At 66.7% G+C, this 26871-nt stretch carries 29 protein-coding genes; 8 read left to right on the top strand and 21 right to left on the bottom strand.

The window, feature by feature from the left end; all coding sequences use genetic code 11:
• The first annotated feature begins 64 nt into the window (after nucleotides 1–64).
• Nucleotides 65–1402, top strand: coding sequence for a Trk system potassium transporter TrkA (gene trkA, locus ACSC1Y_RS13530; protein ID WP_435335447.1), 1338 nt, complete (start codon nucleotides 65–67; stop codon nucleotides 1400–1402).
• Nucleotides 1399–3021 carry a TrkH family potassium uptake protein gene (locus tag ACSC1Y_RS13525; protein ID WP_435335446.1) on the top strand — a complete coding sequence of 541 codons (1623 nt, stop codon included), beginning with the start codon at nucleotides 1399–1401 and terminating at the stop codon, nucleotides 3019–3021. Before trkA ends, ACSC1Y_RS13525 begins: the two co-directional genes overlap by 4 nt.
• Before the next feature lie 90 nt (nucleotides 3022–3111).
• Here the strand turns inward: ACSC1Y_RS13525 and ACSC1Y_RS13520 are convergent, their stop codons facing one another.
• Both ACSC1Y_RS13520 and ACSC1Y_RS13515 read right to left on the bottom strand, forming a co-directional pair.
• Nucleotides 3112–3249, bottom strand: coding sequence for a hypothetical protein (locus ACSC1Y_RS13520; protein WP_435335445.1), 138 nt, complete (start codon nucleotides 3247–3249; stop codon nucleotides 3112–3114).
• A 73-nt stretch (nucleotides 3250–3322) separates the two neighbouring features.
• Nucleotides 3323–5104 carry an alkaline phosphatase D family protein gene (locus tag ACSC1Y_RS13515; RefSeq protein WP_435335444.1) on the bottom strand — a complete coding sequence of 594 codons (1782 nt, stop codon included), beginning with the start codon at nucleotides 5102–5104 and terminating at the stop codon, nucleotides 3323–3325.
• 277 nt (nucleotides 5105–5381) lie between these two features.
• On the opposite strand from ACSC1Y_RS13515, the gene ACSC1Y_RS13510 reads away from it, so the two are divergent.
• Both ACSC1Y_RS13510 and ACSC1Y_RS13505 read left to right on the top strand, forming a co-directional pair.
• The gene (locus ACSC1Y_RS13510; RefSeq protein WP_435335443.1) at nucleotides 5382–5930 is read left to right on the top strand and encodes a GMP synthase subunit A; all 549 of its coding nucleotides are present in this window, start codon (nucleotides 5382–5384) and stop codon (nucleotides 5928–5930) included.
• Between the two features lie 78 nt (nucleotides 5931–6008).
• Nucleotides 6009–7868 (top strand): DUF2070 family protein, encoded by a 1860-nt coding sequence (locus ACSC1Y_RS13505; protein ID WP_435335442.1) that lies wholly within the window; start codon nucleotides 6009–6011, stop codon nucleotides 7866–7868.
• A gap of 25 nt (nucleotides 7869–7893) precedes the next feature.
• Here the strand turns inward: ACSC1Y_RS13505 and ACSC1Y_RS13500 are convergent, their stop codons facing one another.
• The 10 genes from ACSC1Y_RS13500 to ACSC1Y_RS13455 all read right to left on the bottom strand — a co-directional run bounded on the left by ACSC1Y_RS13500 (nucleotide 7894) and on the right by ACSC1Y_RS13455 (nucleotide 12795).
• A complete protein-coding gene (locus tag ACSC1Y_RS13500; RefSeq protein ID WP_435335441.1) occupies nucleotides 7894–8136 on the bottom strand; it encodes a DUF3194 domain-containing protein in 243 nt (80 codons plus the stop codon).
• A 4-nt stretch (nucleotides 8137–8140) separates the two neighbouring features.
• Nucleotides 8141–8518: a prefoldin subunit beta gene (locus tag ACSC1Y_RS13495; RefSeq protein ID WP_435335439.1), complete on the bottom strand. Its 378-nt coding sequence runs from the start codon at nucleotides 8516–8518 to the stop codon at nucleotides 8141–8143.
• A 63-nt stretch (nucleotides 8519–8581) separates the two neighbouring features.
• Nucleotides 8582–8866, bottom strand: a complete 285-nt coding sequence (locus ACSC1Y_RS13490) for a KEOPS complex subunit Pcc1 (protein ID WP_435335437.1) — start codon at nucleotides 8864–8866, stop codon at nucleotides 8582–8584.
• 7 nt (nucleotides 8867–8873) lie between these two features.
• Nucleotides 8874–9008 carry a DNA-directed RNA polymerase subunit P gene (locus tag ACSC1Y_RS13485; protein WP_435335435.1) on the bottom strand — a complete coding sequence of 45 codons (135 nt, stop codon included), beginning with the start codon at nucleotides 9006–9008 and terminating at the stop codon, nucleotides 8874–8876.
• Nucleotides 9005–9271, bottom strand: a complete 267-nt coding sequence (locus tag ACSC1Y_RS13480) for a 50S ribosomal protein L37ae (protein ID WP_435335434.1) — start codon at nucleotides 9269–9271, stop codon at nucleotides 9005–9007. Before ACSC1Y_RS13480 ends, ACSC1Y_RS13485 begins: the two co-directional genes overlap by 4 nt.
• Before the next feature lie 54 nt (nucleotides 9272–9325).
• Nucleotides 9326–9520, bottom strand: coding sequence for a hypothetical protein (locus ACSC1Y_RS13475; protein ID WP_435335432.1), 195 nt, complete (start codon nucleotides 9518–9520; stop codon nucleotides 9326–9328).
• A 67-nt stretch (nucleotides 9521–9587) separates the two neighbouring features.
• The gene (locus tag ACSC1Y_RS13470; RefSeq protein ID WP_435335430.1) at nucleotides 9588–10307 is read right to left on the bottom strand and encodes a DUF2103 domain-containing protein; all 720 of its coding nucleotides are present in this window, start codon (nucleotides 10305–10307) and stop codon (nucleotides 9588–9590) included.
• Between the two features lie 204 nt (nucleotides 10308–10511).
• Complete coding sequence (truD, locus tag ACSC1Y_RS13465; protein ID WP_435335428.1) at nucleotides 10512–11834, bottom strand: tRNA pseudouridine(13) synthase TruD; 1323 nt, start codon at nucleotides 11832–11834, stop codon at nucleotides 10512–10514.
• 74 nt (nucleotides 11835–11908) lie between these two features.
• Nucleotides 11909–12247 carry a peptidyl-tRNA hydrolase Pth2 gene (pth2, locus tag ACSC1Y_RS13460; RefSeq protein ID WP_435335427.1) on the bottom strand — a complete coding sequence of 113 codons (339 nt, stop codon included), beginning with the start codon at nucleotides 12245–12247 and terminating at the stop codon, nucleotides 11909–11911.
• 35 nt (nucleotides 12248–12282) lie between these two features.
• Nucleotides 12283–12795 (bottom strand): hypothetical protein, encoded by a 513-nt coding sequence (locus tag ACSC1Y_RS13455; protein WP_435335425.1) that lies wholly within the window; start codon nucleotides 12793–12795, stop codon nucleotides 12283–12285.
• A 146-nt stretch (nucleotides 12796–12941) separates the two neighbouring features.
• On the opposite strand from ACSC1Y_RS13455, the gene dcd reads away from it, so the two are divergent.
• Genes dcd through ACSC1Y_RS13435 form a run of 4 tightly spaced genes read left to right on the top strand, consistent with a single transcriptional unit; the run spans nucleotide 12942 to nucleotide 16684 of the window.
• Entirely contained in the window at nucleotides 12942–13532 is a 591-nt protein-coding gene (gene dcd / locus ACSC1Y_RS13450) for a dCTP deaminase (protein ID WP_435335423.1), read from the top strand.
• Nucleotides 13529–14425, top strand: coding sequence for a thiamine-phosphate synthase family protein (locus tag ACSC1Y_RS13445; protein ID WP_435335422.1), 897 nt, complete (start codon nucleotides 13529–13531; stop codon nucleotides 14423–14425). The genes dcd and ACSC1Y_RS13445 overlap by 4 nt, the downstream gene beginning before the upstream one ends.
• Complete coding sequence (locus ACSC1Y_RS13440) at nucleotides 14422–15096, top strand: class I SAM-dependent methyltransferase (RefSeq protein ID WP_435335420.1); 675 nt, start codon at nucleotides 14422–14424, stop codon at nucleotides 15094–15096. Before ACSC1Y_RS13445 ends, ACSC1Y_RS13440 begins: the two co-directional genes overlap by 4 nt.
• Before the next feature lie 58 nt (nucleotides 15097–15154).
• Nucleotides 15155–16684 carry a SagB family peptide dehydrogenase gene (locus tag ACSC1Y_RS13435; protein ID WP_435335418.1) on the top strand — a complete coding sequence of 510 codons (1530 nt, stop codon included), beginning with the start codon at nucleotides 15155–15157 and terminating at the stop codon, nucleotides 16682–16684.
• A gap of 24 nt (nucleotides 16685–16708) precedes the next feature.
• Here the strand turns inward: ACSC1Y_RS13435 and ACSC1Y_RS13430 are convergent, their stop codons facing one another.
• The 9 genes from ACSC1Y_RS13430 to ACSC1Y_RS13390 form a co-directional block, all read right to left on the bottom strand.
• Nucleotides 16709–17689: a thiazole biosynthesis protein gene (locus ACSC1Y_RS13430; RefSeq protein ID WP_435335416.1), complete on the bottom strand. Its 981-nt coding sequence runs from the start codon at nucleotides 17687–17689 to the stop codon at nucleotides 16709–16711.
• Nucleotides 17690–17779: 90 nt separating this feature from the next.
• Nucleotides 17780–18556, bottom strand: a complete 777-nt coding sequence (locus tag ACSC1Y_RS13425) for a hypothetical protein (RefSeq protein WP_435335415.1) — start codon at nucleotides 18554–18556, stop codon at nucleotides 17780–17782.
• 67 nt (nucleotides 18557–18623) lie between these two features.
• Nucleotides 18624–19376, bottom strand: coding sequence for a 4-phosphopantoate--beta-alanine ligase (locus ACSC1Y_RS13420; protein WP_435335413.1), 753 nt, complete (start codon nucleotides 19374–19376; stop codon nucleotides 18624–18626).
• A gap of 76 nt (nucleotides 19377–19452) precedes the next feature.
• Nucleotides 19453–22257 carry a DUF1508 domain-containing protein gene (locus ACSC1Y_RS13415; RefSeq protein ID WP_435335412.1) on the bottom strand — a complete coding sequence of 935 codons (2805 nt, stop codon included), beginning with the start codon at nucleotides 22255–22257 and terminating at the stop codon, nucleotides 19453–19455.
• Between the two features lie 210 nt (nucleotides 22258–22467).
• Complete coding sequence (locus tag ACSC1Y_RS13410) at nucleotides 22468–23298, bottom strand: pantoate kinase (protein ID WP_435335410.1); 831 nt, start codon at nucleotides 23296–23298, stop codon at nucleotides 22468–22470.
• Between the two features lie 68 nt (nucleotides 23299–23366).
• Complete coding sequence (locus ACSC1Y_RS13405) at nucleotides 23367–23936, bottom strand: hypothetical protein (RefSeq protein ID WP_435335409.1); 570 nt, start codon at nucleotides 23934–23936, stop codon at nucleotides 23367–23369.
• A 127-nt stretch (nucleotides 23937–24063) separates the two neighbouring features.
• Nucleotides 24064–25368 (bottom strand): aspartate--tRNA(Asn) ligase, encoded by a 1305-nt coding sequence (gene aspS, locus ACSC1Y_RS13400; protein ID WP_435335407.1) that lies wholly within the window; start codon nucleotides 25366–25368, stop codon nucleotides 24064–24066.
• A gap of 61 nt (nucleotides 25369–25429) precedes the next feature.
• Complete coding sequence (locus tag ACSC1Y_RS13395; protein WP_435335405.1) at nucleotides 25430–26083, bottom strand: helix-turn-helix domain-containing protein; 654 nt, start codon at nucleotides 26081–26083, stop codon at nucleotides 25430–25432.
• A gap of 83 nt (nucleotides 26084–26166) precedes the next feature.
• Nucleotides 26167–26868: a phosphoglycerol geranylgeranyltransferase gene (locus ACSC1Y_RS13390; protein ID WP_435335404.1), complete on the bottom strand. Its 702-nt coding sequence runs from the start codon at nucleotides 26866–26868 to the stop codon at nucleotides 26167–26169.
• Between the last annotated feature and the right edge of the window lie 3 nt (nucleotides 26869–26871).

Genomic DNA, 26871 nt, shown 5'->3' with positions numbered 1-26871 from the left:
GCAGAATAACAACCCTCTTACCCTCCCCCTGTCAACGGATTCGTCAGACACGGGTCCATCTCGTATGCGCGTAATCGTCATCGGAGCTGGTGAAGTCGGCTCGAATATCGCCGCCAGTCTCTCTGAGTCTCACGAGGTCGTGGTCGTCGACATGGATGGCGACCGCGTCGAGAAACTCACGTACGAACTCGACGTCCTGCCCATCGAGGGCGACGGGACGTCGCTCTCGACGCTCAGGGACGCTGGAATCGAAGAGGCAGATATGCTCATCGCGAGTACCGACCGCGACGAGGCGAACATCGTCGCGTGTTCGACTGCCAAGACCTGCGGTGACCCGTTCACCATCGCCCGGGTCAAGAAACCGGATTTCCTGCACACCTGGCAGGGTTCGGAAGGCGCCTTCGGCGTCGACTTCATGGTCTGTACCGACCTGCTCGCCGCCCAGTCCGTCGTCAGAATCGCCGGGCTGCCCGGCGCACAGGACGTCGACTCCTTCGCCGGCGGTCGGGTCCGGATGGCCCAGTTCGAGATACACGAGGGGTCGACGGTCGCCAACCAGACCGTCCAGAACGCCGACCGGTTCGAGTCGCTCACCTTCGCCGCCATCATCCGAAACGGCGACGTGACCATCCCCCGCGGAGAGACGGTCATCGAACCCGGCGACCAGGTGGTCGTCATCGGCAGTCCCGAGAGCGTCCGCAAGTTCGCGACCTCGCTCACGGAATCGCAGTCGCTCGACACCGCCGACGAGGTGTTCATCATCGGCGGAAGTGAGATCGGCTACCAGGTCGCTCGGCTGTTCGAGGCGCGCGGGGCGACGCCGCGAGTCATCGAGCGCGACCCGGAACGCGCCAGGGAACTCGCAGAGGAGCTGCCCGGGAGCATCGTCCTCGAGAACGACGCGACGAACATGGACTTCCTCGTCGACGAACACATCGCCGACGCCGACCTCGTCGTCGCTGCACTCGAATCCGACGAGAAGAACCTGCTCGTCTCGCTGCTCGCGAAACGCCTCGGTGCGCGGCGAACCGTCGCCATCGTCGAGAACGGAAGCTACGTCGACGTGTTCGAGGCCGTCGGCGTCGACGTCGCGGTCAACCCGCGCGAGGTGACCGCCGAGGAGATAACCCGGTTCACCCGGGCCGAGCACACCGAGAACGTCGCCATCATCGAGTCCGACCGCGCGGAGGTTCTCGAGATAGAGATAGACGACCGGAGCATGCTCGCGAACCGGTCGATCCGCGACGTGGTCGGTGAACTCCCGCGCGGCGTCGTCATCGGGGCGATCACCCGGGGCGACGAACTCATCACCCCACGTGGGAACACGGTGGTCGAACCGGGTGACCACATCGTCGTCTTCCTCGATGCGACCGTCCTCGACGAGGTCGCACCCCAACTATGAAACTGAAGGTCGACTGGCGGGCGAGTCTGAGCCTCGTCGGGACCGTCGTCAAGTATCTCACCGTCGCGCTCGTCGTCCCCATCCTCACCGGCTTCATCTACGGCGACGAGTTCGTGCCCTACATCCTACCGTTCTTCGTCACCGCCACGGTCGCGGTGGCGCTCGGAACGGCGATGGAGCGACTCGACCCAGACCCCGACCTCCGCGCCCGCGAGGGCTTCCTGATGGTCGCCCTCACGTGGTTCGTCGTCTCGCTCGTCGGTGCCCTTCCGTACGTGTTAGAGGGGCTGACGTGGCAAGACGGGCAGTTCGTCTACCTCACGACGTCGACCCTGCACAACCCGTCGAACGCCCTGTTCGAGACCATGAGCGGGTTCACCACCACGGGGGCGACGGTGATGGGCGATATCTCCTTCGAGAGCCACTCGCGCGCCCTGATGATGTGGCGCCAGCAGACACAGTGGCTCGGCGGTATGGGTATCGTCGTTCTCGCCGTTGCGATTCTCCCGGAACTCTCGGTCGGTGGGGCACAGCTGATGGACGCGGAGGCACCCGGTCCGGGCATCGAGAAGCTCACGCCCCGGATCGCCGAGACGGCGCGCGCGCTCTGGGTCATCTACGCGGGTATCACTCTGCTGGAGATGGCGCTACTGTACGTGCTCCACCTCGCCGGGATGGCTCCGAACATGACCGTCTACAACGCCATCGCCCACGGGTTCACGACGATGGCGACGGGTGGCTTCTCACCCGAGGCCCGCTCCATCGAGGCGTTCACCGCGGCCGTGCAGTGGCTCATCATCCCGTTCATGGCCGCCGCGGGGACGAACTTCGCGCTGTTCTGGCACGTCACGGCCGGCGACTACCGGACCGTGCTCGAGGACGCCGAGTTCCGGTTCTACCTCGCGATAATGGGCGCACTCTCGGTCGTCGGCGCGCTGTTCCTCTTCGTCGACCCGGGCCTCAGGAACGTCGCCGAGATAGCCCTCTACGACGGCGTGAATCCGGCGTTCGTCGACTACACCTTCCCCATCGCCGGCGACGTCGAAGCGGCACTCCGCCACTCGACCTTCCAGGTCGTCTCCATCGTCACGACGACCGGCTACGCCAGCATGGACTTCAACGCCTGGAGCGGTCCTGCGCAGTACGTCCTCGTCATCGCGATGTTCGTCGGCGGCTCCGCCGGGTCGACCGGGGGTGCCATCAAGATAATCAGGTGGCTGGTCATCCTCAAGTCGGTCAAGCGTGAACTGTTCTCGACCGTCCACCCCAACGCGGTCCGACCGGTTCGTCTGGCCGGCCGCCCGCTCGACGAACGGGCGCTTCGGGGTATCTACACCTTCACGCTCCTCTACCTCGCGCTCTTCTTCCTGTCGACGCTGGTGCTGATGCTCGACGCCTCGCTGTTCGGCCCGACGGCCCTCACCCCCATCGAGGCGATGACGGCGGTCGCCGCGACGCTCGGGAACATCGGCCCGGGGCTCGACCTCGTCGGGCCGATGAACAACTACCTCGCCTTCACGCCGCAGTCGAAGCTGTTCATGGTCGCCCTGATGTGGATCGGCAGGCTCGAGATATTCCCGGTGCTGGTGCTGCTGACGAAGGCGTACTGGCGGTCGTAGGCTGGTCGTCCGCATTTTCGAGAGCGACGAACTACCGCTCTCGGTCACCGGTAGACGAACTCGTGAGAAGGTGCGACGGCGAACGGGCCGCTATCCGAGCACCACGAACAACGCGTACGGGACCGCGAACAGTAGAATCGTCATCACGACGAGGATGGCGGTGTAGCCGCCGAACACGCCGGCCGCCGAGAGCCACGACGGATGGTCGGTGTCGATGGGGAGTTCCATGTGCTGGTGAACTTTCGCGGGATGCTTAGTTTCACCGGTCGTTCTCGGTCTCCGCCGCGTCGATTCGTCCCGACTACTGGTACTCGTCGGTTACATCTTCCAGCTCGACTCTCCCTTCTGGACAGCGAAGCGCGACGACGACCTCGCGGTCGGCGTCCGCCGAGTCGACCGACTTGTCGACGCTGTAGCCGACGTAGGTGCAGTCGTCCTCGGTGAACGTGACGACCGAGTAGCCCCAGTGGTGGCTGTCGAAGAACTCGATGTGCGGGTTCATCGCGGTCACCGCCGTCCGGAGGAGCTTCTCCGTCGGCTTCGCCCACCGACCCCGGGTCGCGCCGACTGCCTCTGCGACGTTCAGGCTCGTGAGCGCGGGCGTCATGAACTCGACCCCGATTCGTTTCTCGGCCGGGACGGGACCCACGAGTCTCGTGTCGAGCGGTCCCCGGTACTCCGTCTGCTGGTAACCCGCGATGTAGCAGTGCATGTCGCCGGTGATCGTGACGAAGTTCTCGACGTCCTTCGCCGCCAGCGCGTTCACGAGGTACTGCCGCTCGCGGCGATAGCCGTCCCAGCCGCCCTGTACGGGGTAGAGCGTCCCGACGCCGGAGCCGACCTTGAACGGGATGGTGAGCACCTCGTCGGACCAGACGGTCCAGGTTGTGGCCTCGTCGGCTTCCCCCACGGTCTCGATGAACCACGACAGCTGGTCCGGGCCGAGCATCGTCCGGCCGGCCGGTTCGCGCTCCGGCGCAGTGGCGCGCTCGGTGGGGAGCAGGAGGTCCCGCCCGCGCGTGCGGAACAGCCGCTCGTCGGTCATGACGAGCGTGACGAGGTCGCCGAACTGCGTCGTCCGCCAGAGCCGGAAGCGGTCCTGGAGGCGCTCTGCCTCGTGGTCGTACCCGATCCTCGCGGGCATGTACTCCCACCAGGCGTGCATCGCGTCGGCCGCCAGTCGGGTCATGAACTCGGGGTCGTCGCCCTTCGGGTGGTCGGCCGTCGGCGCGTCGGCCTCGTAGTCCCAGCAGACGTCGTTCGCTATCTCGTGGTCGTCCCACGCGGGGATGAGAGTATGGCGCTCGAGTGCCCGCTGGAGGAACCGGTCGCGCTTGTAGAGTCGGTAGAGGTAGCGGTAGTCCGCCAGCGTGTGGACGCGGCTGTGGCCGCTCGGGAGCTCCTTCTCCCGTCCGGGATACTCGGGCGCGAACCGGCTCTTGAAGTGGTCGTCGTCGGACTCGTAGATGAAGTCGCCGACGTGGACGACGAAGTCGACGTCCTCCTCGGCGACGTAGTGGTACGCCGGATAGTAGCCGTTCGAGTAGTTCTGGCAGGTGAGGACGGCGAGCGACAGTTCGTCGAGGGAGTCACCGGGAGCCGGTACCGTCCGACAGCGTCCGACTCGACTCGCGGTCTCGCCGTAGACGAACCGGTAGAAGTAGCGGGTGCCCGAATCGAGCACCCCGTCGAGGTCGACCTTCACGGTGTAGTCGTGCGCCTCGATGGCCTCCCCGTCGTCGACGATTCCTCGGTGTACCACCTCCTCGAACGACTCGTCTTCGGCGACCTCGACCGCGAGCGGAAGGTCGGGCTCGAACGCGTCCGGCGCGATGCGCGTCCAGAGGATGACGCCGCTCGTCGTCGGTCCGCCGCTGGCCACCGACTGCGGGAACGTCTCCGCCGGGTCCGCATCGGGGTCGAACTCGAATACCGTCGGGTCGTCCGGTTCCCGAGGATCCTTCGCGAACGCGAGGTCGTGCCGGGACAGCAGCGACGCGAGCCCCTGGTGGTCGGTCGCCGCCGGTGCGACACGCGACTGCTGTTCGTCCCGCTCCTCGTCGTTCGACACCTCGTCACTCATCTGTGGCTCCGTTGTGGGCGGGGGGAATTGAGTCTGTCGCGCCGGCAGGTAGACAGCATTCGCCCCAGTGAGCCGTGATGTGGCATGCAGCGGCCTGGGAAGGAGGAGTGGTTCGAAGCGAACTGCGAACGAGGGTGAGACGCAGCGGCCGCCGAGTGGGTGGAGGGGGCGCGAAGAAGTCAGCCCGTGCGGTGAGGACGTCGCCGCACCCGCTCGAACGTGCACATCCCGAGCCGGATTCGGACCGTTTTTGAGCACGGGCACGTAACCCGACTCCATGACACGAATCGTCGTCGTGGACAACCACGGTCAGTTCACACACCTCGAACACCGCGCCCTGCGCGACATGGGCGTCGAGAGCGAGGTCGTCGACAACGATACGCCCGCGAGCGAGGTCGAAGCCGACGGTATCGTCCTCTCGGGCGGCCCGGACATGGACCGACGCGGTCGCTCCGCGGAGTACCTCGACCTCGACGTGCCCGTCCTCGGTATCTGCCTGGGCATGCAGATAATCGCCAAGGAGCTCGGTGGCACGGTCGGGTCCGGCGAGTACGGCGGCTACGCGGACGTGACCGTCGACGTCCTCGACGAGGACGACCCGCTGCTCGGCTCGCTCTACCCGGAGACGCGGGTCTGGGCGAGTCACGCAGACGAGGTCAAGGAGGTCCCTGAAGGCTTCTCCGTGACCGCCTCCAGCGACGTCTGCGGCGTCGAAGCGATGTCGAACACCGACCGCGACCTCTACGGCGTCCAGTGGCACCCCGAGGTCAGCCACACCGAAGAGGGCGAGGAAGTGTTCGAGAACTTCGTCGCGCTCTGTGAGTGAGCCTTCGCTGATTCGGCGGGAAGACCAGCAGGAACAATCAAGGCACCTTTATCCGGTCTCACGCGAGGATAGGACACAATGACGGCGACCCAGGGGGACCTGGCCAGCATGTCCCGGTACATCTTCCGGGCACCGCGGTGGGAGAAGAGTCTGGCCTTCGCGATGGTCGTTGCTGCCGTGACGGGCATCGGTGTGTTCGAGAACAGCTTCTGGCTGGAGGACATCTGGCAGGGTATCTTCTTCATCGGCATCCCGACGTTCGCCGCCTCGGTCCTGACGAGCGTGGTGGACCGACGCCTCGGCGGCCAGCTCACCGCGAATCGGGCATCGCTGCTGGCGCTGCTGTGTGAGATACTCGTCGTCGTCCTACTGGCGGTCGGCGGTGCCGCCGCGCTGGTCTTCGACCTCGGTCAGAACTTCGTCTTCGACGTCCTGTACGTCGGACTGGCGTCCGCGTTCGCGTTCCGGCTGCTGGTCGTCGCCGCCGTCTCACAGCACTCCATCCCCCGTGCTGCGATTCCAGCGAGCATCCAGACCGTCGCCGCGGCGGTGCTCCTGTTCGTCTACAGCGGAACGCTCCGGTTCATCGACGCCGGGGGGCCCATCCTCGACGCCTACCTCTCGCGTCCCCAGCAAGGGCCCGCCTCGCTCTCGGCCGTCGCACCGACCGACTTCGTCATCCTCGCCCTGGTGTGTCTCCTCTACGGGACCGCGGTCTGGCTCTTCCTCGTCATCATCGACAGACCGTGGAAACGCAGTCTCGGGGTCTCGGTCCTCGACTTCCTCGGTGGGTTCATCGGCCACATCGCGGATGGCACCCGTGAACTCGAGACCTTCTTCGAAGAGCTGGGCGAGGAGGCGGTCGTCCCCGTCACCGTCCTCTCGTTCGAACGCGACGACGGCACCGAGAAGGCGCGGTTCGTCCTGCCGATGATACACCCCGGGCCGATGGGCGAGATCGGCGGCGGGAACCTTCCGAAGCGGGTCGCGGACGCCGCCGACGGCCTGGCGTTCCCGCCACACGCGACCGCGGGTCACGACTTCAACCTCGTCACCGAACGCGAGGTCGACACCATCATCGAGCGGGCGAAAGAGGCGTACGACGGCATCGAGTTCGGCGACACGGCGACGAAGAGCATCCGGACACAGGTCGGCGACGCGAAGATTCTGGCCCAGGCGTTCGGCGATGACCTCCTGCTCGTGAGCACGCACGCCCCCGAGTTCGCCGACGACGTCGACTACGCCGTCGGCCTCTCCGCCGCTGCCGAGGCGCGCTCCGGTGGCTTCGACGACGTCCTTCTCGTGGACGCGCACAACTGCAACAACGGTCTCGCTGGCGAGGACCTCGGACACATCACGCCGGGGAGCGAGCGCTCGTTCGACATGATGCGCGCCGCCGCGGCGGCCGCCGAGAGCCTCCACGACGCGCCCCAGGCCCCGGTCGTGGTCGGGACCGCCTGGGACGAGACCCACTGGGAGCCCGAAGACGGCATCGGCCCGCTCGGGGTTCGCGTCGCCTGCGTCACGACCGACGGCCAGACGACGGCCTACATCCTGATCGACGGGAACAACATGGAACCCGGGCTCAGGGAAGCTATCGTCGACGCCCTGCCCGGTGAGGTCGACCTCGCCGAGGTCATGACGACCGACACCCACATCGTCAACCGGGTCGAGTCCTCGAACCAGGTCGGCGAGGCGCTCGACCAAACGGAGCTCCTTCGAGTCATCGCCGACCTCACGGAGGCAGCCCTCGCCGACCGCGAACCGGTCGCCGTCGGGATGAACTCGGCTCACGCGCGGGTAACGGTGTTCGGCAACGATAGAACGGAGACGCTCGCCAGTCACGCCAACGCGATGGTCTCGATGGGAGGCGCACTGGCCGTCCTGCTCGCGATGGCAGCGATGGGACTGAGTCTCCTCGTCTTCTTGCTCTCGTAGAAAGAACGTCGGAAGTCGCGCCGTCCTACGTTTCCTGCTCGAACAGCTCGTCGACAGCCTGCCGAGCGGCCTGCACGGCCTCTTCGGCGACCTCCTCGGCGTCGGCGTCACCCTGTGGCGCGTTGATGTACACGTCCACGTCGAGGACGCCGTCCTCGAACGTGACGGTCACGTCGAGGTCCTTGACGTTCGACTGCTTGAAGCGGGACAGGACGAGTCCCTCGGCCGCTTCTGCGGCCGCCTGCACGACCTCTTCGTCGGTGGGCATCGGCTTATGCGCCGCCGGCGCCGCCCATGCCGCCGCCCATACCGCCGAGCATCTCCTGCAGCTCCTGCTGGAGCGACTCGAACTGCTGCTGGACGCGCTCTTCCTGCTTCTCGAGCGTCTCGACGCGGATGCCGAGGCTGGAGACCTTGTCGTCGAGGGAGTCCTGCGCCTCCTCGTAGTCGGTCTGGACGAGCAGCTCGCCGACCTCGCGGTACATCGTCGTGTCCTCGTCGATGTCCTCGAGCTCTTCGAGGGCCGTCTCGGCCTCTGTGAGCTGGGACTGTGCCTCCTGCTTCTGCATGGCGACCTGCTGTGCGGTCTCCTGCAGGTCCTGCAGCTCCTCTATCTTCTCCTGTGCTTCCGGGGGAAGGTTTCCTTGCATACCCAGACCGTGGGTTTCTGGCTTGAAAAACCCCCGCTTTCGAGGACGAGAGACCCAATCGCCCTACGCCGTGGAGCCGCCGTCGTCGTGCACCTCGCTACCGAGTGCGGAGACTCGCTCGGCGACCTCGACGAGACGAATCCACGTGTTCATTCCGGCCCGCAGGGCGGTCAGGTCGGCCGCTTCGACTGTGACGGTCACGACCTGACCATCACGGTCCACTGCGGCTGTCGACCGGTCGCCGTCTATCTCGCCGACCTCCTGGGCGACGCTACTGGCGACGATCTCGGCGGACGCGTCGCTCTCGTAGGTGAACTCGATGACGGTCTCGTGTGAGAACGAGGACATCGCGCCGTCAGTTGACGGCGACTTCCTTGATGTCGGTGCTGCGCTCCTTGAGGAGCACGCGGTGGCCGCAGTAGGGGCAGCGAACGCCGCCGTAGGAGTCGAGCGTTACGTCACGCTTGCACCGCGAGCACTTGTAGCTCATTCGTCGTCTTCAGAGAGCGCTGCGCGAATCGATCGGCGGACGGTGCGGCCTGCGGGCGTCTCGGGACGGAACGTGCCACCGGTGAACTTCTCGCCGGTCTCCTCGTTGACCCAGATGCCCGTTCCGAGGCGCTTGACGTTGTCGCCGTCGACCTTGGAGTTCCGCATCTCGTCTTCGATCTCCGCAACGCGTCGTCGGGAGACGCGACCGTAGCGAGCGCCGAAACGGCCAGCGCTGCCCGTCTTTCCTTTCTTCTTGGCCATGATACCCGTTGGTACCGCCAGCGGGCAAATAAACCTGTTGAGTTGGGGCGCCGCCTACTCGACCTGCGGCCTGTAGAGGGCTTCGTGCAAGATGAGGACGAACGCCAGCGCGAACCCCAGTACCGTGAACTGCACCCACTCGAGTGTGGGGGCGCTGTTCAACGAGAGGGCCCGGATTGCGCGCTCGAGGGTAGCTCCCCCGAGGACGATTCCGGGGATGGCCACGAGGACCGCATCGGGTCGGCGCATCACTATCTGAAAGAAAGGTTATTCGACAGAAGTCGCTTCGGGTACGATAATTTGGCCCGGTCCAGCGCTATTCCCATCCATCGTCTGACAAAACCTCGTTCAGGTCCGCTCGGACCCGCTCGCCCATCTCTCGGTCACCTGCTGTCGTCACGACGCGGTTCTCCTGAACGCTCGAGCCGTCCCGCAGGAGCATCCGGACGTTTCCGTGTTCGTCTGCCCGCGTCACCTTCGCCCTGACGCTCCCTCGCGAACTCGACCCACCGGCCTCGATGGGTCCCGGTATCACCTTCTTCACGTGCGGATGCTCGGCGACCGTCTGGATAGCCTTCATCCCCGCCCGTCCCCCGATGAGGGTCGAGTGCGACCCGCCTATCTTGTCCCGCGGTGCGGTCTCGACGACCTCGAGCGCTGGTTCTCCGAGTCGCTCCAGAACCGACGAGACCGGGTCGTCGTCTCGTACCCGATAGAACTCGTGATGGAGCTGCGCCCGCGTCTCGTTGATGACGGCACGCGGGCCGGCGGCGTAGACAGTCTCAGGCCGTTTCCGCCGGACCTCGTCGGCGATTCGGCCCGCGTAGTTCCGCAGTTCGACGACGCCCGACTCCTCGCCCGTCTCGGGACTCGTCGTTATCGAGGTCTCGCCGACGATTTCCTCGTCGTCGAGGAACGTCAGCGTCGCCCGGTCGCGGTCGCAGTCGAGGACGACCGCGTCGCAGTTCGTCGTGCGGCAGGTGAGACAGTAGTCTCCGGGCTTCTCGAGCTCGGTCGCACACTGCCGGCACTGCATAGCGAGACCTATCCGATTGTCGGGCAAAAGCCGTGCGGTTCGGACAGTACGCGGATTCAAGTACGAGACCGAAGCCAGGGTCGGCATGACCTGACGAGTCACCGCCGGTCGTACAGCGGGCGTGCGACACAGCGTCCGGCGGAACGGTGCCTGAACCACCACTTCGGGTGTCGCCTGTCAGCCAAACAGAGCACCAGCGTTAGCTCAGCTCAGGTCCATCGGGTCCGCCTTCAGGTACTCGCGCAGGACCACTGTCGCGTACGAGCCCTTCGGGAGCGTGAACGAGAACGTGAGCGGGTCTCGTTCGACGTCGAGGTCCGTCGAGACGAGTACCGCCCGTCGCGTCCCTTCGCTGTAGAACTCACCGGGCAAGTCGAAGTCGCCCGGGGAGAGTCCGAGTTCGTCGAGCACCTCTCGCTCAATCTCGCCCGGTTCACCGTCGCCGAGCTCCGTCTCCAGCCCGACGAGCGGTGCCGTCACGAAGGCTCGGCCGCGCTCGCAGTGGCGTGCAATGGTGTCGACGCGCTTCTCCGTCACGCGCTGGAGCCGGTCCGTGTCGGGGAGCGGGAACTCGCCGGTGGCGTCACCGTCCGCGAAGCAGACAACGTCGCCAGCCACCGGCTTCGTGAACGGGAGTCCGCGAGCGAGCCGCTCGCTCAGCATCAGGTTGTACGCGTAGGACTGTGCCGCGTGGACGAACAGCGCCTGCAGGTTGTCGGGCAGTACCTCCAGCGCCGCCCGGAAGTCCGCCGGTGAGTCGCCGCCGTTCTCCGCCAGCACGTGGAGCATGGATCGCTCGTAGCGGAGCCGATGGGGGAACTCGTCCAGCGCTGCCTGCCAGTCGTGCGTCTCGTCGACGAACTCCCGCGCTTCACGTGTGCCCGGCGGCTCGTCCTCGTGCGGGTTGCCGAGGTACGCCATCACGGCGCCCTCCCAGTCCTCGCGGACGATCCGGAGCCCCACTTCGTGCGTGATGGGTCGCATGCTGCCGAAGCGCTGCTGGCCGAAGAAGTTCGGGACCGCCACGTCGCCGTCGCCGAACTCGCGGAGTTCCGCGGTTATCTCGTCGGCGTTCTCCGGGTCGGTCGCGTCGCGGACCACTATCTCGAACTCGTTTCCGAGCAGGTCACCGAACTGGAGCGCGCGCCCGGCACGACCGACGACCTCCAGGTCCACACCACCGAGGTCCGGCAGGTCCGCTGGCTCGACGCCCTGCACGGTGAACAGCTGCGTCGTCACCGCGTGCTTGTCCTTCGTTCCGGCCCAGGAGACCCGGCCGCGGCTGATACCGAGGCCGTTCGACAGCTGTCGCGCGAAGTCGTTCGTGTCCCAGCCCGAGAGCGTCGCCCGGAGGACGAGGTACGGATAGTCGCCCGTCGCCGAGTCGACCGGTTCGGCCTCGAACGCCTCACGCTCTCTGACCCGGAAGTCGCCGGCCTCGTCGCGGAGGTGACCGCCGACGCCGTCTGCGTCGCTCACGTAGTACTCCATCCCGACGGCTCGCTCGCGTGGATGTGCCTCTCGCATCTAGGCGTCACCCGCCATGAGTCGCGTCACGGCGGAGAATCGGACCGGCCCGGCAAAATGGATTCCGTTCGCGTTCAGAGCAGCGAGAGGTCGCCGGTCACCCGGTCGACCAGCTCCTCGTCGCCTGGCCCGACTGCCAACGCCGTGACCGTCCCGGGCTCGAGCTGGGTGTGGCCAGCGTCGCGGATGATGGCGTTCGGGAGCCCCTCGCGCTCGGCCTTGTCCGCGAGCTCGAACAGCTCACGTTCGCTGTTCGCCTTGAGGACCACCTTCTTCTGGCCCGAACCCTTCCACTCGTTCCGTGTCTTCCGGTCTGCGTCCTCGTACGCGGAGAGCGACGCATGGGCGACCTGCGCCGCGAGCTTGCCCTTCCCCATGCCGATGTCCATCCGCGCGACGATGGCCTGCTTCATGCTTGGAGCGATGGCATGTTTGGGTAAAACGGTGGCTATCTGGCCGAGAACAGGTCGTGCTCGGCGAGGAAGGCTCGCGAGAGCGCGTCGGACCGAACGAGTAAGGCGACGAGTCGGCTTCGGGAACCGTCCTCGGTCCCGCCACCGATGAGGTAGACGCCGTGCCGGACGAGGATGTCGAACCCGTAGAACCGACCCTGGTCGGCTATCCTGGCCGCGAGCCGCTGTGCGGCCTCGAGTGTCTCCATCCGGAGCGCGCCGAGTTCGTACTGCGTTCCATCGCCCGCCTCGTACGTCGCCAGCTGGCCAGCGTTCGCACCGACCGTCTGGCCCGCCCGCCTGAATCCGGTGATATCGAGGTGCGGTGGTGGCGAGGGGAGGACGCTGCGAGGGGGCTCGTCGTCCGCAGGTTCGCGAGCGACGCCGCCGGTGCTCGTCGCAGTCGTGCCGTCGAACCTCGTCTGGAGGTCCGACCGGACCCGGGCGCATCCGGTGAGCGCGACGCTCATTCCGGCGAGTGCAACCAACACGAACTGGCGACGACGCATTCGAGACTGAGTCCGGTCCACAGGTGCTTCAACGCTCGCCGGATATCGAGAACTGAGTCACGCTCGAGCAGACCATGATGCCGAGTCTGGTCGGCCGTCCGATGGCTACCGGGAGGTTTTACCACCAGGGGGCGAATCTCCCTCCCATGATACTGTCGGACGTGGACATCCTGCGTCGGCTGGAGGCTGGCGACCTCGCCATCGACCCACTCGACGATCCCGAGCTACAGGTCCAGCCCGCGAGCGTGGACGTTCGCCTCGGCCGCGAGTTCCTGGAGTTCCAGCGGACGAACATTCCCTGCATCCACCCGAATCGAGAGACGGAGGTCGACGAGTACGTCTCCGAGACGGTCGTCGAGGAGGATGAAGAGTTCATCCTCCACCCCGGTGATTTCGTCCTCGGGACGACGAAAGAGCGCGTCGAGGTACCACCGGACCTCGTCGCACAGGTCGAGGGCCGGTCGTCGCTGGGCCGACTCGCAGTCGTCGTCCACGCCACGGCGGGCTTCATCGACCCCGGCTTCAAGGGGAAGGTCACGCTGGAACTGTCCAATCTCGGCTCCGCACCGGTCGCACTCACGCCCGATATGCGCATCTCCCAGCTCGTCTTCACGGAGCTGAAGACCGAGGCGGAACGGCCGTACGGCGCGGGACGCGGCTCGAAGTACCAGGACCAGACCGGCCCGCAAGCGTCGAAGATACAGGGCGACCACGAGTTCGGTGGTGACCAGCGGTGAGGTTCATCGAGGAGATCGTCGTCGAGGAGTTCCTCCCGACGTTCCGCTCGATGCTCGCCGAGGACCTGCGCGGCCGCGGGTTCACCCAGAGCGAGGTCGCCGACGCTCTCGGCATCAGCCAGTCCGCGGTCTCGAAGTACGCCCACGGTGACGTCGGGCGACGCCAGGAGTTCCTCGACGACGAGCGAGTGCAAGAGCTCGTGACCCGAATCGGCGAGGGGCTCGCCGACGGAACGATGAAGCCGGTGCAGGCGCTCGTCGAGACGGAGGTGCTGGTCCGCAAGCTCGAGCGTGGCGACCTGCTCGCCGCCATCCACCGTTCGGAGATGCCCGAACTCGCGGACTACGGTAACGACTTCTCCATCCACGACCCCGACAGCGAGCTCCGGACCGCAGAACGCGTGCTCTCTTCGCTTCGGCGTGGCCTCCGAGTTCTCGAGAACGCCAGCGGCTTCGCGAGTCTCATTCCGAACGTCGGCTCCAACCTCGTCGCCTGCACGCCGGAGGCGGCCAGTATCGACGACGTGGCAGGCGTGCCGGGTCGCATCGTCGACGTGAAGGGTCGTGCGACGGTCCCGAGCGAGCCCGAGTTCGGCGTCAGCGAGTACGTCGCGTCGGTGTTGCTCGCCGCTCGCAACGGGGGCGCGCCGGTCCACGCCGCGCTCAACATCCGATACGACCCGGAACTCGTGACCCAGCTCGAGGAGATGGGCAGGACCGTAGTCGAGTTCGAGAGCGAAGAGGACGTCGAGGCGTCCGTCGCGGCCGCACTCGCCGACGAACCGGAGGCGACCGTGCTCTACCAGACCGGGAGCTACGGCATCGAACCCATCATCTACGTCCTCGGAGACGACCCGGTCTCGGTCGCCGAGACGGTCCGAGAGGTCACATGAGCGACGGAACGACCGCGGCACAGCAGTTCTACGGCCAGTGGGCCGGGCTGTACGACTGGCTGGCGCAGTACACGCCGGGAATCGGCGGTCTCCGGAGCCGTGCTGTGGCTGCACTCGACCTGGAGCGCGGGGATACCGTCGTCGAGATGGGGTGTGGCACCGGCGCGAACCTACCGTACCTCAGAGAGCGCGTCGGCCCCGAGGGGACCGTCGTCGGCATCGACTACACGCGGGGGATGCTCGACCGCGCCCAGCGGCTCGTCGACCGGAACGGCTGGGACAACGTCCACCTCGTCCACGGCGATGCGACGAACGTCCCGGTCGAGGGGTCGGTCGACGGCGTCCTCGCATCGTTCGTCGTCGGGATGCTATCGGACCCGGAGCGAGAGGTGGAGTCGTGGTTCGACCTCGTCGAGCCCGACGGGACGGTCGTCCTCGTCGACGCCGCCCTCTCCGAACGCCCGGCCGCGAAACCGCTGAACGTGCTGTTCCGGCTTCTGACGGTCCTGTCGACGCCGCCGACGTTCAAGTTCCGGTACGAACCGTCGCCGCACGAGACGTTGCTGTCGCGAGTGCGTGCGGCGCGAACGGTCCTCTACACCCGGGCGCGGCTAACCCATCACGAGTCGCATCTTCTGGGAATCGTCCGGGTGACGGGCGGGAAACTGTAGGCGAGCGTCGGCTGCTGTCTTCCGAAACGATTACAGGTTCCTCTCCGTAGCCGCTGGCATGGTCGACGCACGCGACTATCACGAGCGGTCCAAGCACTCTCCGAAGAGCGTCCGTGAGACCGACTGGAGCCTCGACCTCGACAATCGGCCGAGACCGTCGAAGGTGTACGTCGACCTACCGCGCGTGTCGCTGGGATCGTCCCTCCGGCCGCCGGACGAATCTGCACTCTCCGTCCTCGCGACGGGAACTGCCGAGCCCACCGACGGCGATGGGGGGAAAGGCGACGATATGGAACTGACCACCCTCTGTCACTACGCCGCCGGCGTCACCAAGACGCTGGAGATTCGTGGCGAGTCGGCCCAGTTCCGTGCAGCGTCCTGCACGGGAAAGCTCTACCACGTCGATCTCTACGCCGTGACGGGGGAGCTGGACGACGCGCCGGCTGGCGTCTACCACTACGACCCAGAATCCGACGAGTTCGACGTGCTCCGGAAGGGCGACTTCCGGGGCGTCCTCGCGGGGGCCGGCGGCTACCCGGCGGTCGAAGCTGCTCCGGTGACGATAGTCGCCACGTCGACCTGGTGGCGAAACGCCTGGAAGTACCGAGAGCGAACCTACCGACACGCCTTCTGGGACTCGGGGACGGTGCTCGCGAATCTGCTCGCGGTCGCCCACGGACTGGGCCACCGAGCGGAGGTCGTGACCGGCTTCGGGGACGGCCCGGTCGTCGACCTGCTTGGACTCGACCCGACGGCTGAAGCGCCGCTCGAACTGGTGGCCATCGGGAGCGGGGACTCGAGTCCAGACCCACCGGCTGTCGAACCCATCTCACCCGACGTCGACCTCGGTTCGGACCCCGTCGACTACCCACTCATCCACGACGCCTGGAAGCAGAGCACCCTCCCGGACGGTGACGCCGCGACCGACTGGCGCGAGCGGTTCGCCGGGGTCGCGACGGGGGCAGTCGGACGGCACGGCCCGGGCGACGGCGACCGAATCGCGCTCGACCCGGTCGACGCGGAGACGGCATCCGCCCGGCCCGTCGGCAACACCATCGAGCGCCGCGGTTCGCTCCGCGAGTACAGCCACGAGGCGATGAGTCGTCGGAAGGTGGGCACGATACTCGACAGAGCGCTCGGGCCGGTCCCCGTCGACTGCCTCGGCGGCGACGGACCGGACTCCCTGCTCGACTACTACGTGTTCGCCCACGCCGTCGAGGACGTTCCGGCGGGCGCGTACCAGTTCCATCCCGGGGACGCGACGCTCGAAGCCATCGGCGACGTCGACCGCCGGACCGCGGCCCACCTCGCCCTGGGACAGGAGGTGGTCGGCGACGCGGCCGTGAACGTCTACGCGATGGCCGACGTGGACGCCATCGTCGAGCGATTCGGAAACCGCGGCTATCGCGTCGCACAGCTGGAGGGCGGCATCGCTCTCGGTCGGCTCTACCTCGCGACCTACGCCCACCGCGGCATCGGCGGCCGCGGCTTCACGTTCTACGACGACCTCGTGACCGAGCAGCTGTCGCCCCGGGCGGCGAACCAGACGCCGATGACGCTGTTCGCGTTCGGGAAGCCGGACAAGTGAAGCCGAGTGTGGTGTTCGGCGTGCTCAATCGTCAGCGGGCGGTGCGACCTTCGACGAAAGCGTGACCGGCTCGGCGTCGACGCCGAGTTCGTCGAGCGCGACCTGTGCCGCCTTCTTGCCGGAGACGAGCATCGCGCCGAAGGTCGGCCCCATTCGCGGCAGGCCGTACGCCGTCGCGACCGCCATCCCGGAGGCGACGAGGCCGTCGTGGACGAGGCCGGTGTGTTCGACGACCTCGTCCTCGCTGCGGCCGACCCACATCGAGTCGTGGCCAGGAGAGTCGTGGCCGGGTGCGCCGTAACTCGACGAGTCGGTCTGGTCCATGACCTGGCCGCGCTCGCGGGCGGCTTCGATACCGGGTGCTTCTAGCACACCGGAAGATTCGTCTTCCGAGCTGTCACTCGCTGCGCTCGCGGCAACCCCTCGCTCGTCGAGCTTGTTGATCGCCATCGCGTCGTGGCCGGTCGAGTCGATGACGAGGTCCGCCTCGACGGCGACCGGGTCGACGCAGGTTATCTCCCGGGGGAGGGCGTGGACTGGTGTGTAGTTCATCACGATGCCAGCGACGCGGTGGCCGTCTCGGACGACGATGTCGGTGAACTCGGTCATGTTCTGCATCTTGGCACCGGCGTCACAGGCCGCCTCTATGAGGGAGGAACAGGCGTGAGGGCCGTTCGCGACGTACAGTCCCTCCGCGTCGCGAGCCTCCTCGAACGGGACGTCGAGGTCCGCGAGGATTCCTTGCGCCGGGTCGCGAACCGTCACCTTGTTCATCAGGAACCCCCCGAGCCAGAAGCCGCCACCGAGGTAGTTGTTCTTCTCGACGACCATCGTCTTCACGCCGCGCTCAGCGAGTTCCTTCGCGGCCATCAGTCCCGATGGACCGCCTCCCACGATGATGACCTCGTTGTCCGTGAACTCGAGGAACTCCTCGCTCCACTCTTGACCGATGGCGCGGGTGACTGCCGCCTCGTCGACGTCGCTGAACGAATCGAATCCGTGCATACCACCTAGTGATACCACCAAGTTATTAATAACCGTTCCGATGGTACTTGGTGACCCTTCGTCGACGGAAATTCGAGAGAAGTAACCGGGCTAGAGGCTCGTCTGGCCGTCTACCGTGTGAACAGTGAACGAGTCCTCCGCGACGACGGCCCAACTCCCCGCGAGGGAGCCCGAGCGGAAGACCTGTTCGGGGACGAGCGGCATCGGGATCGGGGTGAACCCGTTCTCGCGCATCGCACGGACCCCCGAGAACCGGCCCACTTCGGTTCCGTCGCGTCGTCGGACGTGGAACTGCTTGTCCGCGTCGCGGCCGTAGCTGTACGGGAAGGCGGAAGCTGACGGGCACGACAGTGCATCGACGTCGGCGAACAGCGCCAGTGCCTCGCCGTCACCGACCAGCTCTACTTCCTTCCTGTCCGACCCCGTGCGTCCCTCCAGCTCGGCCTCCCCTGGCTGGACCTCTCGCCAGACGTACTCGGACGCCCGGCCGAGGGCGTACCGACCGTCGTCGAGCTGAACGCGGTCGGGACCGTTGAAGAACGTCCGGCAGCGGTCGCCGTCCTCACGGGCGACGCAGTACGGTCTGTCGAGGACGTGCAGTGCGCTCCCGACGTCGGTCTCGGTTGGGACGACGAAGAGCGTGGCGCGCCCGTCTTCGACTCCGTTCGCCAGCAGTGGGACGATGGTCTCTGCGGTCACCATCCCGGGTGCGAGCGCCTGCGCCACGACCGGCCCGTCCATCCGGCAAAGACCGGTCGTCTCTCCCGACGCCGAGCCCACTGGTGGGCCGTCGTCGGCACGCACCTCGTAGCCGGCACGTCGCAACACCGCCGCACCGTGTTCTCTGCCACTGGCGTATCTGACCATGGTACAGATTAGCACCCCGAAGACAAGAACGTTCGCTGTCCCGGGAACGTTCGGACTCGCGCCGACTTCAGTCGAAGCTGCCGTTCCGGATGGCCCGTTCGGCCTCGTCGAGGGCGGTCTCGCGGTCGAACGATTCCACGATGTCGCGAAGCTCGGCATCGGTCGCGCCCCGCAGGGCGCGGGCGTGAGCGGTGATGTTCGGAATCGCCCGCATCACGTTGTCGATGATGGGGACCGTGGCCGTCCGGGCCGACCGGGACCCGGGATTGAGGTCGATGACGAGCTCCGTCTTGCCCATCTCCGCGAGCGCCTCTGCACGGTCGCCATCCTCCAGCGGGACGAGCACGACGTCCGCGTCGTAGATGCCATCCGCGTCCACCTTCGCCCGCTCGTGGTCGATTCCGGGGATGCGGGCGTCGGCCGTGAGCCCTTTGACGTCCTCCGCCCCGTGTTCGCGGAGGTGTTCCGCGATGGCCTGGATTCGCGCGTCGGTCCGATTGAACAGGTTGACCTCCAGGTCGGCGCCGACGGCCTCGGCGAGTTCGACGGCCTCACCGGGGCAGAGCGCCGCGACGTTCCCGTTGACGGAGATGACGGGGTGGTTCGCGAGCAGGAAGTGTGCGGCTGCGGCCCGTTCCGCTGCATCTGCACTCTCGATGGTCCGCTCTCCGAGCAGGTAGTCGAACGCCTCGCCGCGGCCCTGTGCGATGAGGCCCTGCATGCTCGTGATTCCCTTCTCGACGCCGTCTTCGATGCGGTGTCGGGTCAGCAGGGAGAGGTAGCGGGGGTGACTCTCCGGGACCTCGACGTGCTCGCTCATGGACCGTCGTACGATACCCTCGGAAAAAATACGTCCGTTTTCGTGTTGCAACTGTTCCGCCCGTGCCGGGAGCCGACTACTCCGTGAACGACACCCAGCCCTCCGGCGCGTGTTCCTTCACGAGGTTCATCTGAGTGCGAGCCTCGGGTCGGGTCTCGTGGGGCTCGATACTCTCGGCGAGCGTCTCGCCACCTTCGTCGACCAGCCGCCAGACCCAGCCGCCGTCGTTCATGTGCAACTCGAAGGCGGCGTCGTCGATCTCGAGGACGCTCGCCGCGCCGACGAGATCCCGGGCGTCACGCACCGAGTCACGGGCGGCTTCACGGGAGGCGAACAGCTCTGCACTGTCGGCGACCGTCTGCTGGCTCGAGTCGAGCAGCCGCCAGCGCCAGTCGTCGCCGTCGCGGAACAGCTCGAACGAGGCGTCGCCGAAGTCGACGCGGCCGGCCTGCGGTGCGAGCCGCCGCAGTCGTTCGACCTCGTCCTCCAGCGATTCCTTGCTCCGGTGATGGGTGGTCCCCTGCGCGAGGACGTCGCGGTCCTCGTCGGTGAGCGTCCACCGCCACCCGTCCCGTTCACGGGTGAGCCACAGCGCCGAGGACTCGATGGAGAAGACCGGCGCCGTCGCGGCGTTCGCCGTCACGGCGGCGACCACGTCCTCGACCTGCTGTCTGGTCTCGTACGGGCTCGCGCTCTCGGCGACGACCTCGCGCTCGCGGTCGAGCAGTCGCCAGCGCCAGTCGTCGTCCTCGCCGACGAGCTGGATGGCGAATTTCCCGATGGCGTACGTGTCCGCTTCGGCGGCGACCTCGCGAAGTCGCTCGACCGTCTGCTTCAGATCGTCGCGGGTCGCGTGTGCACCCTCGCCGTCCGCCACCGCGGTCCCGTCGACCGTGACGAACCGCCAGTGCCAGTCGCTCGACTCGGTGTACGCCTGGAAGACGGCGTCGGCCATCGTCCGGACATCGGCGTCGAGGTGGTCCTTCAGCTTCGTGAGGGCGGTCCGGGCGGCGCCGCGCGAGGCGTGCAGGCTCGGTCCCTCGGCGACCATGTGCCCCGCCTCGTCGATGAGTCGCCAGCCCCACTCGCCGTCCTCGTTCCGGAACAGCTCGAAGGCGGCGGTGTCGATCTCGAGCATCTCCGCTTCGGGCGCTTTCTGCTTCAGCGTCATCATCGCCTGCGTGGCGTCGGACCGGGACTCGTGTTCGGCACCGGAGTCGGCCATGACGCCGCCGTCTTCGTCGATGAGCCGCCAGCGCCACTCGCCGTCGTCGGCCTCGTAGACCTGGAACGCTGCGGTCTCGAACTCGATGAGATCGGCTTCGGCGGCCTGTTCGCGGACCCGTTCGATTGCCTCACCCGCGGCCTCGTCGGAGTGGTGGTCGAACGTCGAGTCTGCGAGCACCTCTCTGTCCTCGGTGACGAGCCGCCAGTGCCAGGCGTCGCCGGCCGGTCCGTCCGGGTAGACCTCGTACGCCGCCCCGTCTATCTCGACGAGGTCGGCCCCGCGCACGTCGTTCGCGATGGCGCGGGTCGAGCGTTCACCCGCGGTCCGGTCGTCGTAGCTGGCCGCGCTCCGGGCGACGACGCTCTCGGTCGCGTCGACCAGCCGCCAGCGCCAGCCCGCGGGCGTCTCGTGCAGCTCGTAGGTCGGCGTTCCGGCCACCGTGACCGAGGCGTCGCCGACCGCGGGGAGCACGTCCTCGACCGCCGATTCTGCGGAGCGGCGGCTGTCGTACCGGGCCCTGCTGGTCGCCAGGAGTTCGTCGTCGCCGTCGACGAACCGCCAGTCCCACGCGTCCCCGACGTCCTTGAGCTCGACACCCACGGACTCGACCGCTAGGGCGCGCGCTTCACCGAACTCGGCTGCCATCGACAGCGCTGCGGCTTCGGCGTCGTCGTGGCTCGGGAACTCGTCGACGCCGGTCGCGAGCGGGTCGCGGTCGGAGTCGAGCAGCCGCCACGTCCACCGGTTGTCGCGCTCCTGGTAGCTGAACGCCGCGCCGTCGATGTCGAGCACCTCGGCACCCGGCCCGGACTCTTTGACGAAGCTGACGGACTCCTCGATGGTATCGCGGTCTTCGAACAGGTCGGTCCCTTCGGCGACGACCGACCCGTCGTCTCGCATCAGGACCCAGCGCCAGTCGCCCGCTTCGTTCTCGTACAGCCGGAAGGCGGCGGTCGTTATCTCCAGCAACCCCGCCTCGTCTATCTGTGTCTTCACCTCGTCGATGGCGGCCTCCGCGTCGGGTCGGGTCGCTGCGGCCGCGTCGCTCGTCGCCAGCGCGTCCTGCTGGACGATGCGGTAGGTCCAGTCGTCGGCCGCGTTCCGGAAGACCGCGAACAGCGCACCCCGCATCGCCTCGCCGACCATCACGGGTGGTTGTTCGCCGTACCCCTCCTCCGGGACGAACATCCCCTTCCGGCCGGTGAGAACCGGGACCAGCGCGGTCACACCCGCCAGTATCGCGTTGCCCGTGACGTACGTCGCGATGACCATCGGACTCTGGTCGGTGACCCCGTCGGGCCCCCAGTTCTGCGGGTAGATGGTCGTGAACAGTACGACGCCGACGAGCGCGACACACAGCCCCACCACGGATGCCTGTATCGCTCGCCTCCGGACCGGCAACAGCAACACGATGCCGAAGAGCCCGAGCGAGAGGCCGACCGCGGCGACCGACCAGGCCACCTCCTGGAGGCCGAACTGCTCGCCAGGCATCATCGCCGGGCCGAGCAAGTAGAACAGGATTCCACCGATTCCCACCAGATAGCCGGCGATGAAGATCCAGTAGCCGTAGACCTCGCGCGTCGATTCCGGCTCACCCACGTAGCGTTCGTATAACCCAAACAGCTTGTTCTGCACCTCGGTATGCGTCATCATGCCCACAGGCGATTCTATCTGGCACCTACCATAAATCCTTCAGCGAGGATGGCCACAAATTTTATGAAATAAAAAGCTGAAGTCCGGTCGAAAGTATAGCTGTTGCGGCCGTTTCCGCTGCCGATTCCCGTACCTCAGGAAAGTAATGAAATCGAGAATGAACTTTCCGGGCCCGGCCGGAGTCGGTCGTTTACGGCCGTCTCCAGCCCCCTACTTCAACATCGCGCCGGCTGGATGCGTACCACAGACTGAAGCGTCGTAACCGGCGTCGCTCAACCCGGTACCGAGGGCGAACACGGTCTCCCCGAGCATCGCCATCGAGGCCTGGCCGCCGACGTCGAGGACGTCCTCGATGACCCGCCGCACCTCCGGCGTCAGCAGTTCCGCCTCGCGGGCGAACCGACGCGAGGCGAAGATGAAACTGGGGAGCGTCGGTTCCTTGACGACGCGCGAGAGCGCCTGTTTCCCGGCCGCAGAGAGCTGGTCCGTGTCGCTGGAGAGCACCTCCGCGGTCGAGAGCTGACCGAGGTTGAGGTACTCGACCCGTGCCCGTGCCGGGATGGCGTCGAGGAGGTTGTGCTGCGGGCCGCCCGGCTCCAGCCGGATGGGGATACCTCCCCGCGCCTGTGCGACCACGTCGCCGAGGCCCGTCCCCGCCTGTACCTCCGCACCGTGTGCGATGGTCACCAGTTCGTTCTCGGAGAGCTTCCGGTCGAGCACGCGGTTCGTGGCCAGCGCCGCACCGAGAGCCATCGCGCCCGAGACACCGAAGCCCGCACCGAGGGGGAGCACCGTCTCGGCCTCGACGGCGACCTGGGCGTCGAGCGTCCGGAGTACCGTCTCGACGGACTCGACGCTGACGTACTCGTCGTTGAGCGTGACGCGTGGCTCGTCGCTCGGCCTGACGGTCACGTCCACGCCGTCGGTGAGCGTGAGCCCCGCCCCGCGCGACCCGGCCTTCGTGGGGTCGTCCTCGTTCGGGTGCGCGCTGAAGAAGCCCGTGATGTGGCCCGGGACGAACGCACGCGCTTCGTCGGTCATATCCACGTTTCGGCGACGACGGCGTTAAATCGTTATCATCTGGACCGCGGGAGGCCGGCGCCGTGGCTTCACTCGTCGACCAGCCGCACGTGCGGATTGTGGTGCTGGTCGGCGTGCTCGGCGAGCACTCCCTCCTCGCGCAGCTCCTCGATGCGGTCTGTGGTCGCGCTGGGCTCGACGCCCCCCAGGACGCTCATCGCGTCGACGAGCAGGTTTCGCGGGACCCCCTCGCCAGTCCCACCCATCGAGGGGCGCGTCGCGTCCGAACCGCCCGCCGATGTGAGTACCTCGACGTAGGTCCGGACGTCGCGCTCGCCGGCGAGCCGGTCGTGCCAGCTGGCCGGGAAGACGCTGACCCTGCCGTCGCCCACGCGGTAGAAGTCGTCGCCGGTCCAGTCGTCGTCGGTGGTCAGTCGCTCCTCGATCAGTTCCATGAACTCGTCCGGCGCGAACGGGACGTCGTCGCCGCCGGCCATCTCGTCGCGCACGGCCGCCGCGTACGCGCGAAGCGTCTCGCGGGTGACGCCCGGCCCGTCCGCGTGATGGTGTCGTTCGACGAGCAGCAGTAGTTCCCGAGCGAGCAGACTTCGGCCCCGGTGTGCCGCTTTCCGGACGGCGACAGCCTGTACCTGAGACATGGTCGACACTCGGAGTCGCAGCGGGGTGAGTAACGGGCCAAACTGGTTCGACTGCTGGTGCTCGGTGAGGGAAGTGCAAGAAGATGGTCGTCTCGCTAGCTCCCACGCGACCGCGTTGCGACTCAGCCTACGGGCTGAGTCGCTGGCGGTCTCGCGGGAACAGAACAGCCTCTCGGATGTTCTCGAGTCCGAGCATCGTCATGATGAGACGCTCGGCACCGAGGCCCCAGCCGGCGTGCGGCGGCATGCCGTACTTGAACATCTTCGTGTAGTACTCGAACTCGTCGGGGTTGAGACCCTGCTGCTCGAAGCCTTCGACGAGCTGCTCGTAGCGGTGTTCGCGCTGGCCGCCGGAGACGAGCTCCATGCGCGGGTGCATCAGGTCGAAGCCGGTCGAGGTCTCGGGGTCGTCGTCCTCGTCCTTGATGTAGAACGGCTTGACCTCGCTGGGCCAACCGGTGATGAAGTAGTGCTGCCCGACGTCCTCGCCGAGTGCACGCTCTGCTTCGGTCGAGAGGTCGTCGCCGTAGACGAGCATCTCGTCGAGTTCGCCCGTCGCGTTGACGCGGTCGAGGGCGTCCTCGTAGGTGATGCGCGGGAAGTCGCCCTCGGGCAGCTCGAACTCGTCCTCCAGACCGAGCAGTTCGAGCTGCTCCTGGCAGTTCTCGGAGACCGCGGTGTAGGCCGCCTTGACGAGCCCTTCGACGACGTCCATCGCGTCGTGGTGGTCGTGGAAGGCACCCTCGAAGTCGATGGAGGTCGCCTCGTTCAGGTGCCGGGGCGTGTTGTGTTCCTCGGCGCGGAAGATGGGACCGATCTCGAAGACCTTCTCCAGGCCGGAGCCGGCCATCAGCTGCTTGAACAGCTGCGGCGACTGGTTCATGAACGCCTCCTCGCCGAAGTACGAGATGGGGAACAGCTCGGTGCCGCCCTCGGTTCCCGTGGCGACGATCTTCGGCGTGTTGATCTCGGTGCAGCCGACCGAGCGGAAGTGCTCTCGCACCGCGCGCAGGACCTCCGAGCGAATCTCGAAGATGGCCTTGACCTCGGGCTTGCGGAGGTCGAGCGTGCGGTTGTTCAGGCGGGTCGGCAGCTCCGCGTCGACCTTCCCGGACGGGTCGAGGGGAAGCTGCGGGTCGGCAGGTGCGACGACCTCGAACTCCGAGGGGACGATCTCGAAGCCGGTCGGTGCGCGGGGCTCCTCCTTGACGTCGCCCGTGACCTGCACGACCGACTCGCGCTGCGTGTCGAGGCCTGCCTCGACCAGTTCGTCGTCCATCTCGTCCTTCTCGAACTTGACCTGCAGCTTGCCGGTCTTGTCTCGGACGATCAGGAACGCGATACCACCGAGGTCGCGGATCTCGTGGACCCAGCCAGCGACGGTCGCCGTCGTGCCCGGTTCCACATCCGCGGTGTACGTTCTGTTCTCCATGCTGCGTGATTCCCGAGGCTCGGTCTTAAATGACTTCGTTTCGGGCGGACCAGATACGGCGTCAGTTACCGACGGTGAGGTGCGTTTCGAGGAGCCGGCCGATGCCGCGGCGGAGGCGTTCTGAGACCGCCTGCCCGCTGATACCGAGCTCGGCACCGACGTCCTGCAGGCTGGCTCGGCGGGGAATGTCGAAGTAGCCCGATTCGAGAGCCACCTCGAGCGCCTCACGCTGACTCTCGGTGAGCTGAACTCGCGCGTCCAAGGAGTCGTCCGTGCCCTCACGGATCCAGTCGACGCGGAAGCGCGTGTCCGTGTTCCGCAGGCAGTTCCGTATCTTGACCAGCCCGTCACGGGACGGGAACCGCATCTTCACCGTCCACCAGCCGTCCTCGTACGTCGCCTCGAGCAACTGCGCACCGATGCTCACCCAGACGGGGTACAGGAGCACGTCGGACTCGTCCGTCGTCACGACGTTGAACAGGTGTGCCCCGCCTTTCTCTTCCAGGTGAGAGAACTCGGCTATCGACGGGTCGGCGTCGAACGCCCGGGTGAGCGCCTTCGCGTCGGCGCCGGACGCCCAGAGCGTCATGAGGCGTCCCTCACCACGTCGTCCGGATACCTGTTCGAGTGACACGTTCACTGCGGAAAGCGAATCGAGTGCATCACCGAGCACTAGCTGCGAGGACGTGAGCGAGAACCCGGCGACGATTGTCATGCATATAGATTACAGGCCAGCTACATAGTACCGACCATCGAGAGTAACATGACTTATAAGTAATCTCGGATTCGAAGGTCGGGTCAGTTCGCGTCGTTCGCTGCTTCGACCGTCTCCGCGACGGCCTCGACGCCCTCGTCGTGGACGAGGTCGCCGACCACGATGACATCTGACAGTTCCGCCATCTCGTAGGCAGAATCGTAGTCGTGGATGCCACCACCGTAGAACATCGTCGCCTCGTCGAGCGCGTCGTGTGCGGCGGAGACGATCTCGGGGTCGCCCAGGGTCCCGGAGTACTCGAGGTAGACTATCTCCTGGCCGAACATCTGCTCTGCGACCTCCGCATACGCGGCGACGTCGTCTGCTCGCAGGTCGCAGTCGGCCTCGGTGTACTCGGCGACGCTGGCGTCGTCGTTGAGGACGATGTACGCCTCGGTCGTCGTGCGCGACCAGTCGAGCTCGGAGAGTCGAAGCCACTCCTTGTGGGCTCCCGTCACCCAGAAGACGTCACCTGCGTTGAAGACGGTCGGGACGAGGTAGCCGTCGAGGTCGTCGGAGTCGACGACGACGTTCGGCATGCTCGGCTCCTGGTAGAGCGGAACGCCGTGTCCAGCGCACTTCTCGACGAACGACGCGACCTTCTCCTCGGTCATCCCGAGGGTACCACCGATCTCGATCGCGTCGGTGCCGGTCGCACAGACGTCCTCGAACGTGACCCCGTCGGGCAGCTCCTTGTCGGGGTCGAGTTTGAGGATGTGATTCCAGTCCTCCCACGGTCGGCTCATACG

This window comes from Haloarchaeobius lipolyticus, assembly GCF_051208015.1.
GTDB lineage: Archaea > Halobacteriota > Halobacteria > Halobacteriales > Natrialbaceae > Haloarchaeobius.
Note: the sequence above shows the minus strand (reverse complement) of the source record. Positions and strands in the feature narration are given on the sequence as shown.

Bases quoted from the DNA above. Each gene is read 5' to 3' on its own strand.
- trkA (WP_435335447.1), top strand. From the start codon at position 65: ATGCGCGTAATCGTCATCGGAGCTGGTGAAGTCGGCTCGAATATCGCC.
- ACSC1Y_RS13525 (WP_435335446.1), top strand. From the start codon at position 1,399: ATGAAACTGAAGGTCGACTGGCGGGCGAGTCTGAGCCTCGTCGGGACC.
- ACSC1Y_RS13520 (WP_435335445.1), bottom strand. From the start codon at position 3,249: ATGGAACTCCCCATCGACACCGACCATCCGTCGTGGCTCTCGGCGGCC.
- ACSC1Y_RS13515 (WP_435335444.1), bottom strand. From the start codon at position 5,104: ATGAGTGACGAGGTGTCGAACGACGAGGAGCGGGACGAACAGCAGTCG.
- ACSC1Y_RS13510 (WP_435335443.1), top strand. From the start codon at position 5,382: ATGACACGAATCGTCGTCGTGGACAACCACGGTCAGTTCACACACCTC.
- ACSC1Y_RS13505 (WP_435335442.1), top strand. From the start codon at position 6,009: ATGACGGCGACCCAGGGGGACCTGGCCAGCATGTCCCGGTACATCTTC.
- ACSC1Y_RS13500 (WP_435335441.1), bottom strand. From the start codon at position 8,136: ATGCCCACCGACGAAGAGGTCGTGCAGGCGGCCGCAGAAGCGGCCGAG.
- ACSC1Y_RS13495 (WP_435335439.1), bottom strand. From the start codon at position 8,518: ATGCAAGGAAACCTTCCCCCGGAAGCACAGGAGAAGATAGAGGAGCTG.
- ACSC1Y_RS13490 (WP_435335437.1), bottom strand. From the start codon at position 8,866: ATGTCCTCGTTCTCACACGAGACCGTCATCGAGTTCACCTACGAGAGC.
- ACSC1Y_RS13485 (WP_435335435.1), bottom strand. From the start codon at position 9,008: ATGAGCTACAAGTGCTCGCGGTGCAAGCGTGACGTAACGCTCGACTCC.
- ACSC1Y_RS13480 (WP_435335434.1), bottom strand. From the start codon at position 9,271: ATGGCCAAGAAGAAAGGAAAGACGGGCAGCGCTGGCCGTTTCGGCGCT.
- ACSC1Y_RS13475 (WP_435335432.1), bottom strand. From the start codon at position 9,520: ATGCGCCGACCCGATGCGGTCCTCGTGGCCATCCCCGGAATCGTCCTC.
- ACSC1Y_RS13470 (WP_435335430.1), bottom strand. From the start codon at position 10,307: ATGCAGTGCCGGCAGTGTGCGACCGAGCTCGAGAAGCCCGGAGACTAC.
- truD (WP_435335428.1), bottom strand. From the start codon at position 11,834: ATGCGAGAGGCACATCCACGCGAGCGAGCCGTCGGGATGGAGTACTAC.
- pth2 (WP_435335427.1), bottom strand. From the start codon at position 12,247: ATGAAGCAGGCCATCGTCGCGCGGATGGACATCGGCATGGGGAAGGGC.
- ACSC1Y_RS13455 (WP_435335425.1), bottom strand. From the start codon at position 12,795: ATGCGTCGTCGCCAGTTCGTGTTGGTTGCACTCGCCGGAATGAGCGTC.
- dcd (WP_435335423.1), top strand. From the start codon at position 12,942: ATGATACTGTCGGACGTGGACATCCTGCGTCGGCTGGAGGCTGGCGAC.
- ACSC1Y_RS13440 (WP_435335420.1), top strand. From the start codon at position 14,422: ATGAGCGACGGAACGACCGCGGCACAGCAGTTCTACGGCCAGTGGGCC.
- ACSC1Y_RS13435 (WP_435335418.1), top strand. From the start codon at position 15,155: ATGGTCGACGCACGCGACTATCACGAGCGGTCCAAGCACTCTCCGAAG.
- ACSC1Y_RS13430 (WP_435335416.1), bottom strand. From the start codon at position 17,689: ATGCACGGATTCGATTCGTTCAGCGACGTCGACGAGGCGGCAGTCACC.
- ACSC1Y_RS13425 (WP_435335415.1), bottom strand. From the start codon at position 18,556: ATGGTCAGATACGCCAGTGGCAGAGAACACGGTGCGGCGGTGTTGCGA.
- ACSC1Y_RS13420 (WP_435335413.1), bottom strand. From the start codon at position 19,376: ATGAGCGAGCACGTCGAGGTCCCGGAGAGTCACCCCCGCTACCTCTCC.
- ACSC1Y_RS13415 (WP_435335412.1), bottom strand. From the start codon at position 22,257: ATGATGACGCATACCGAGGTGCAGAACAAGCTGTTTGGGTTATACGAA.
- ACSC1Y_RS13410 (WP_435335410.1), bottom strand. From the start codon at position 23,298: ATGACCGACGAAGCGCGTGCGTTCGTCCCGGGCCACATCACGGGCTTC.
- ACSC1Y_RS13405 (WP_435335409.1), bottom strand. From the start codon at position 23,936: ATGTCTCAGGTACAGGCTGTCGCCGTCCGGAAAGCGGCACACCGGGGC.
- aspS (WP_435335407.1), bottom strand. From the start codon at position 25,368: ATGGAGAACAGAACGTACACCGCGGATGTGGAACCGGGCACGACGGCG.
- ACSC1Y_RS13395 (WP_435335405.1), bottom strand. From the start codon at position 26,083: ATGACAATCGTCGCCGGGTTCTCGCTCACGTCCTCGCAGCTAGTGCTC.
- ACSC1Y_RS13390 (WP_435335404.1), bottom strand. From the start codon at position 26,868: ATGAGCCGACCGTGGGAGGACTGGAATCACATCCTCAAACTCGACCCC.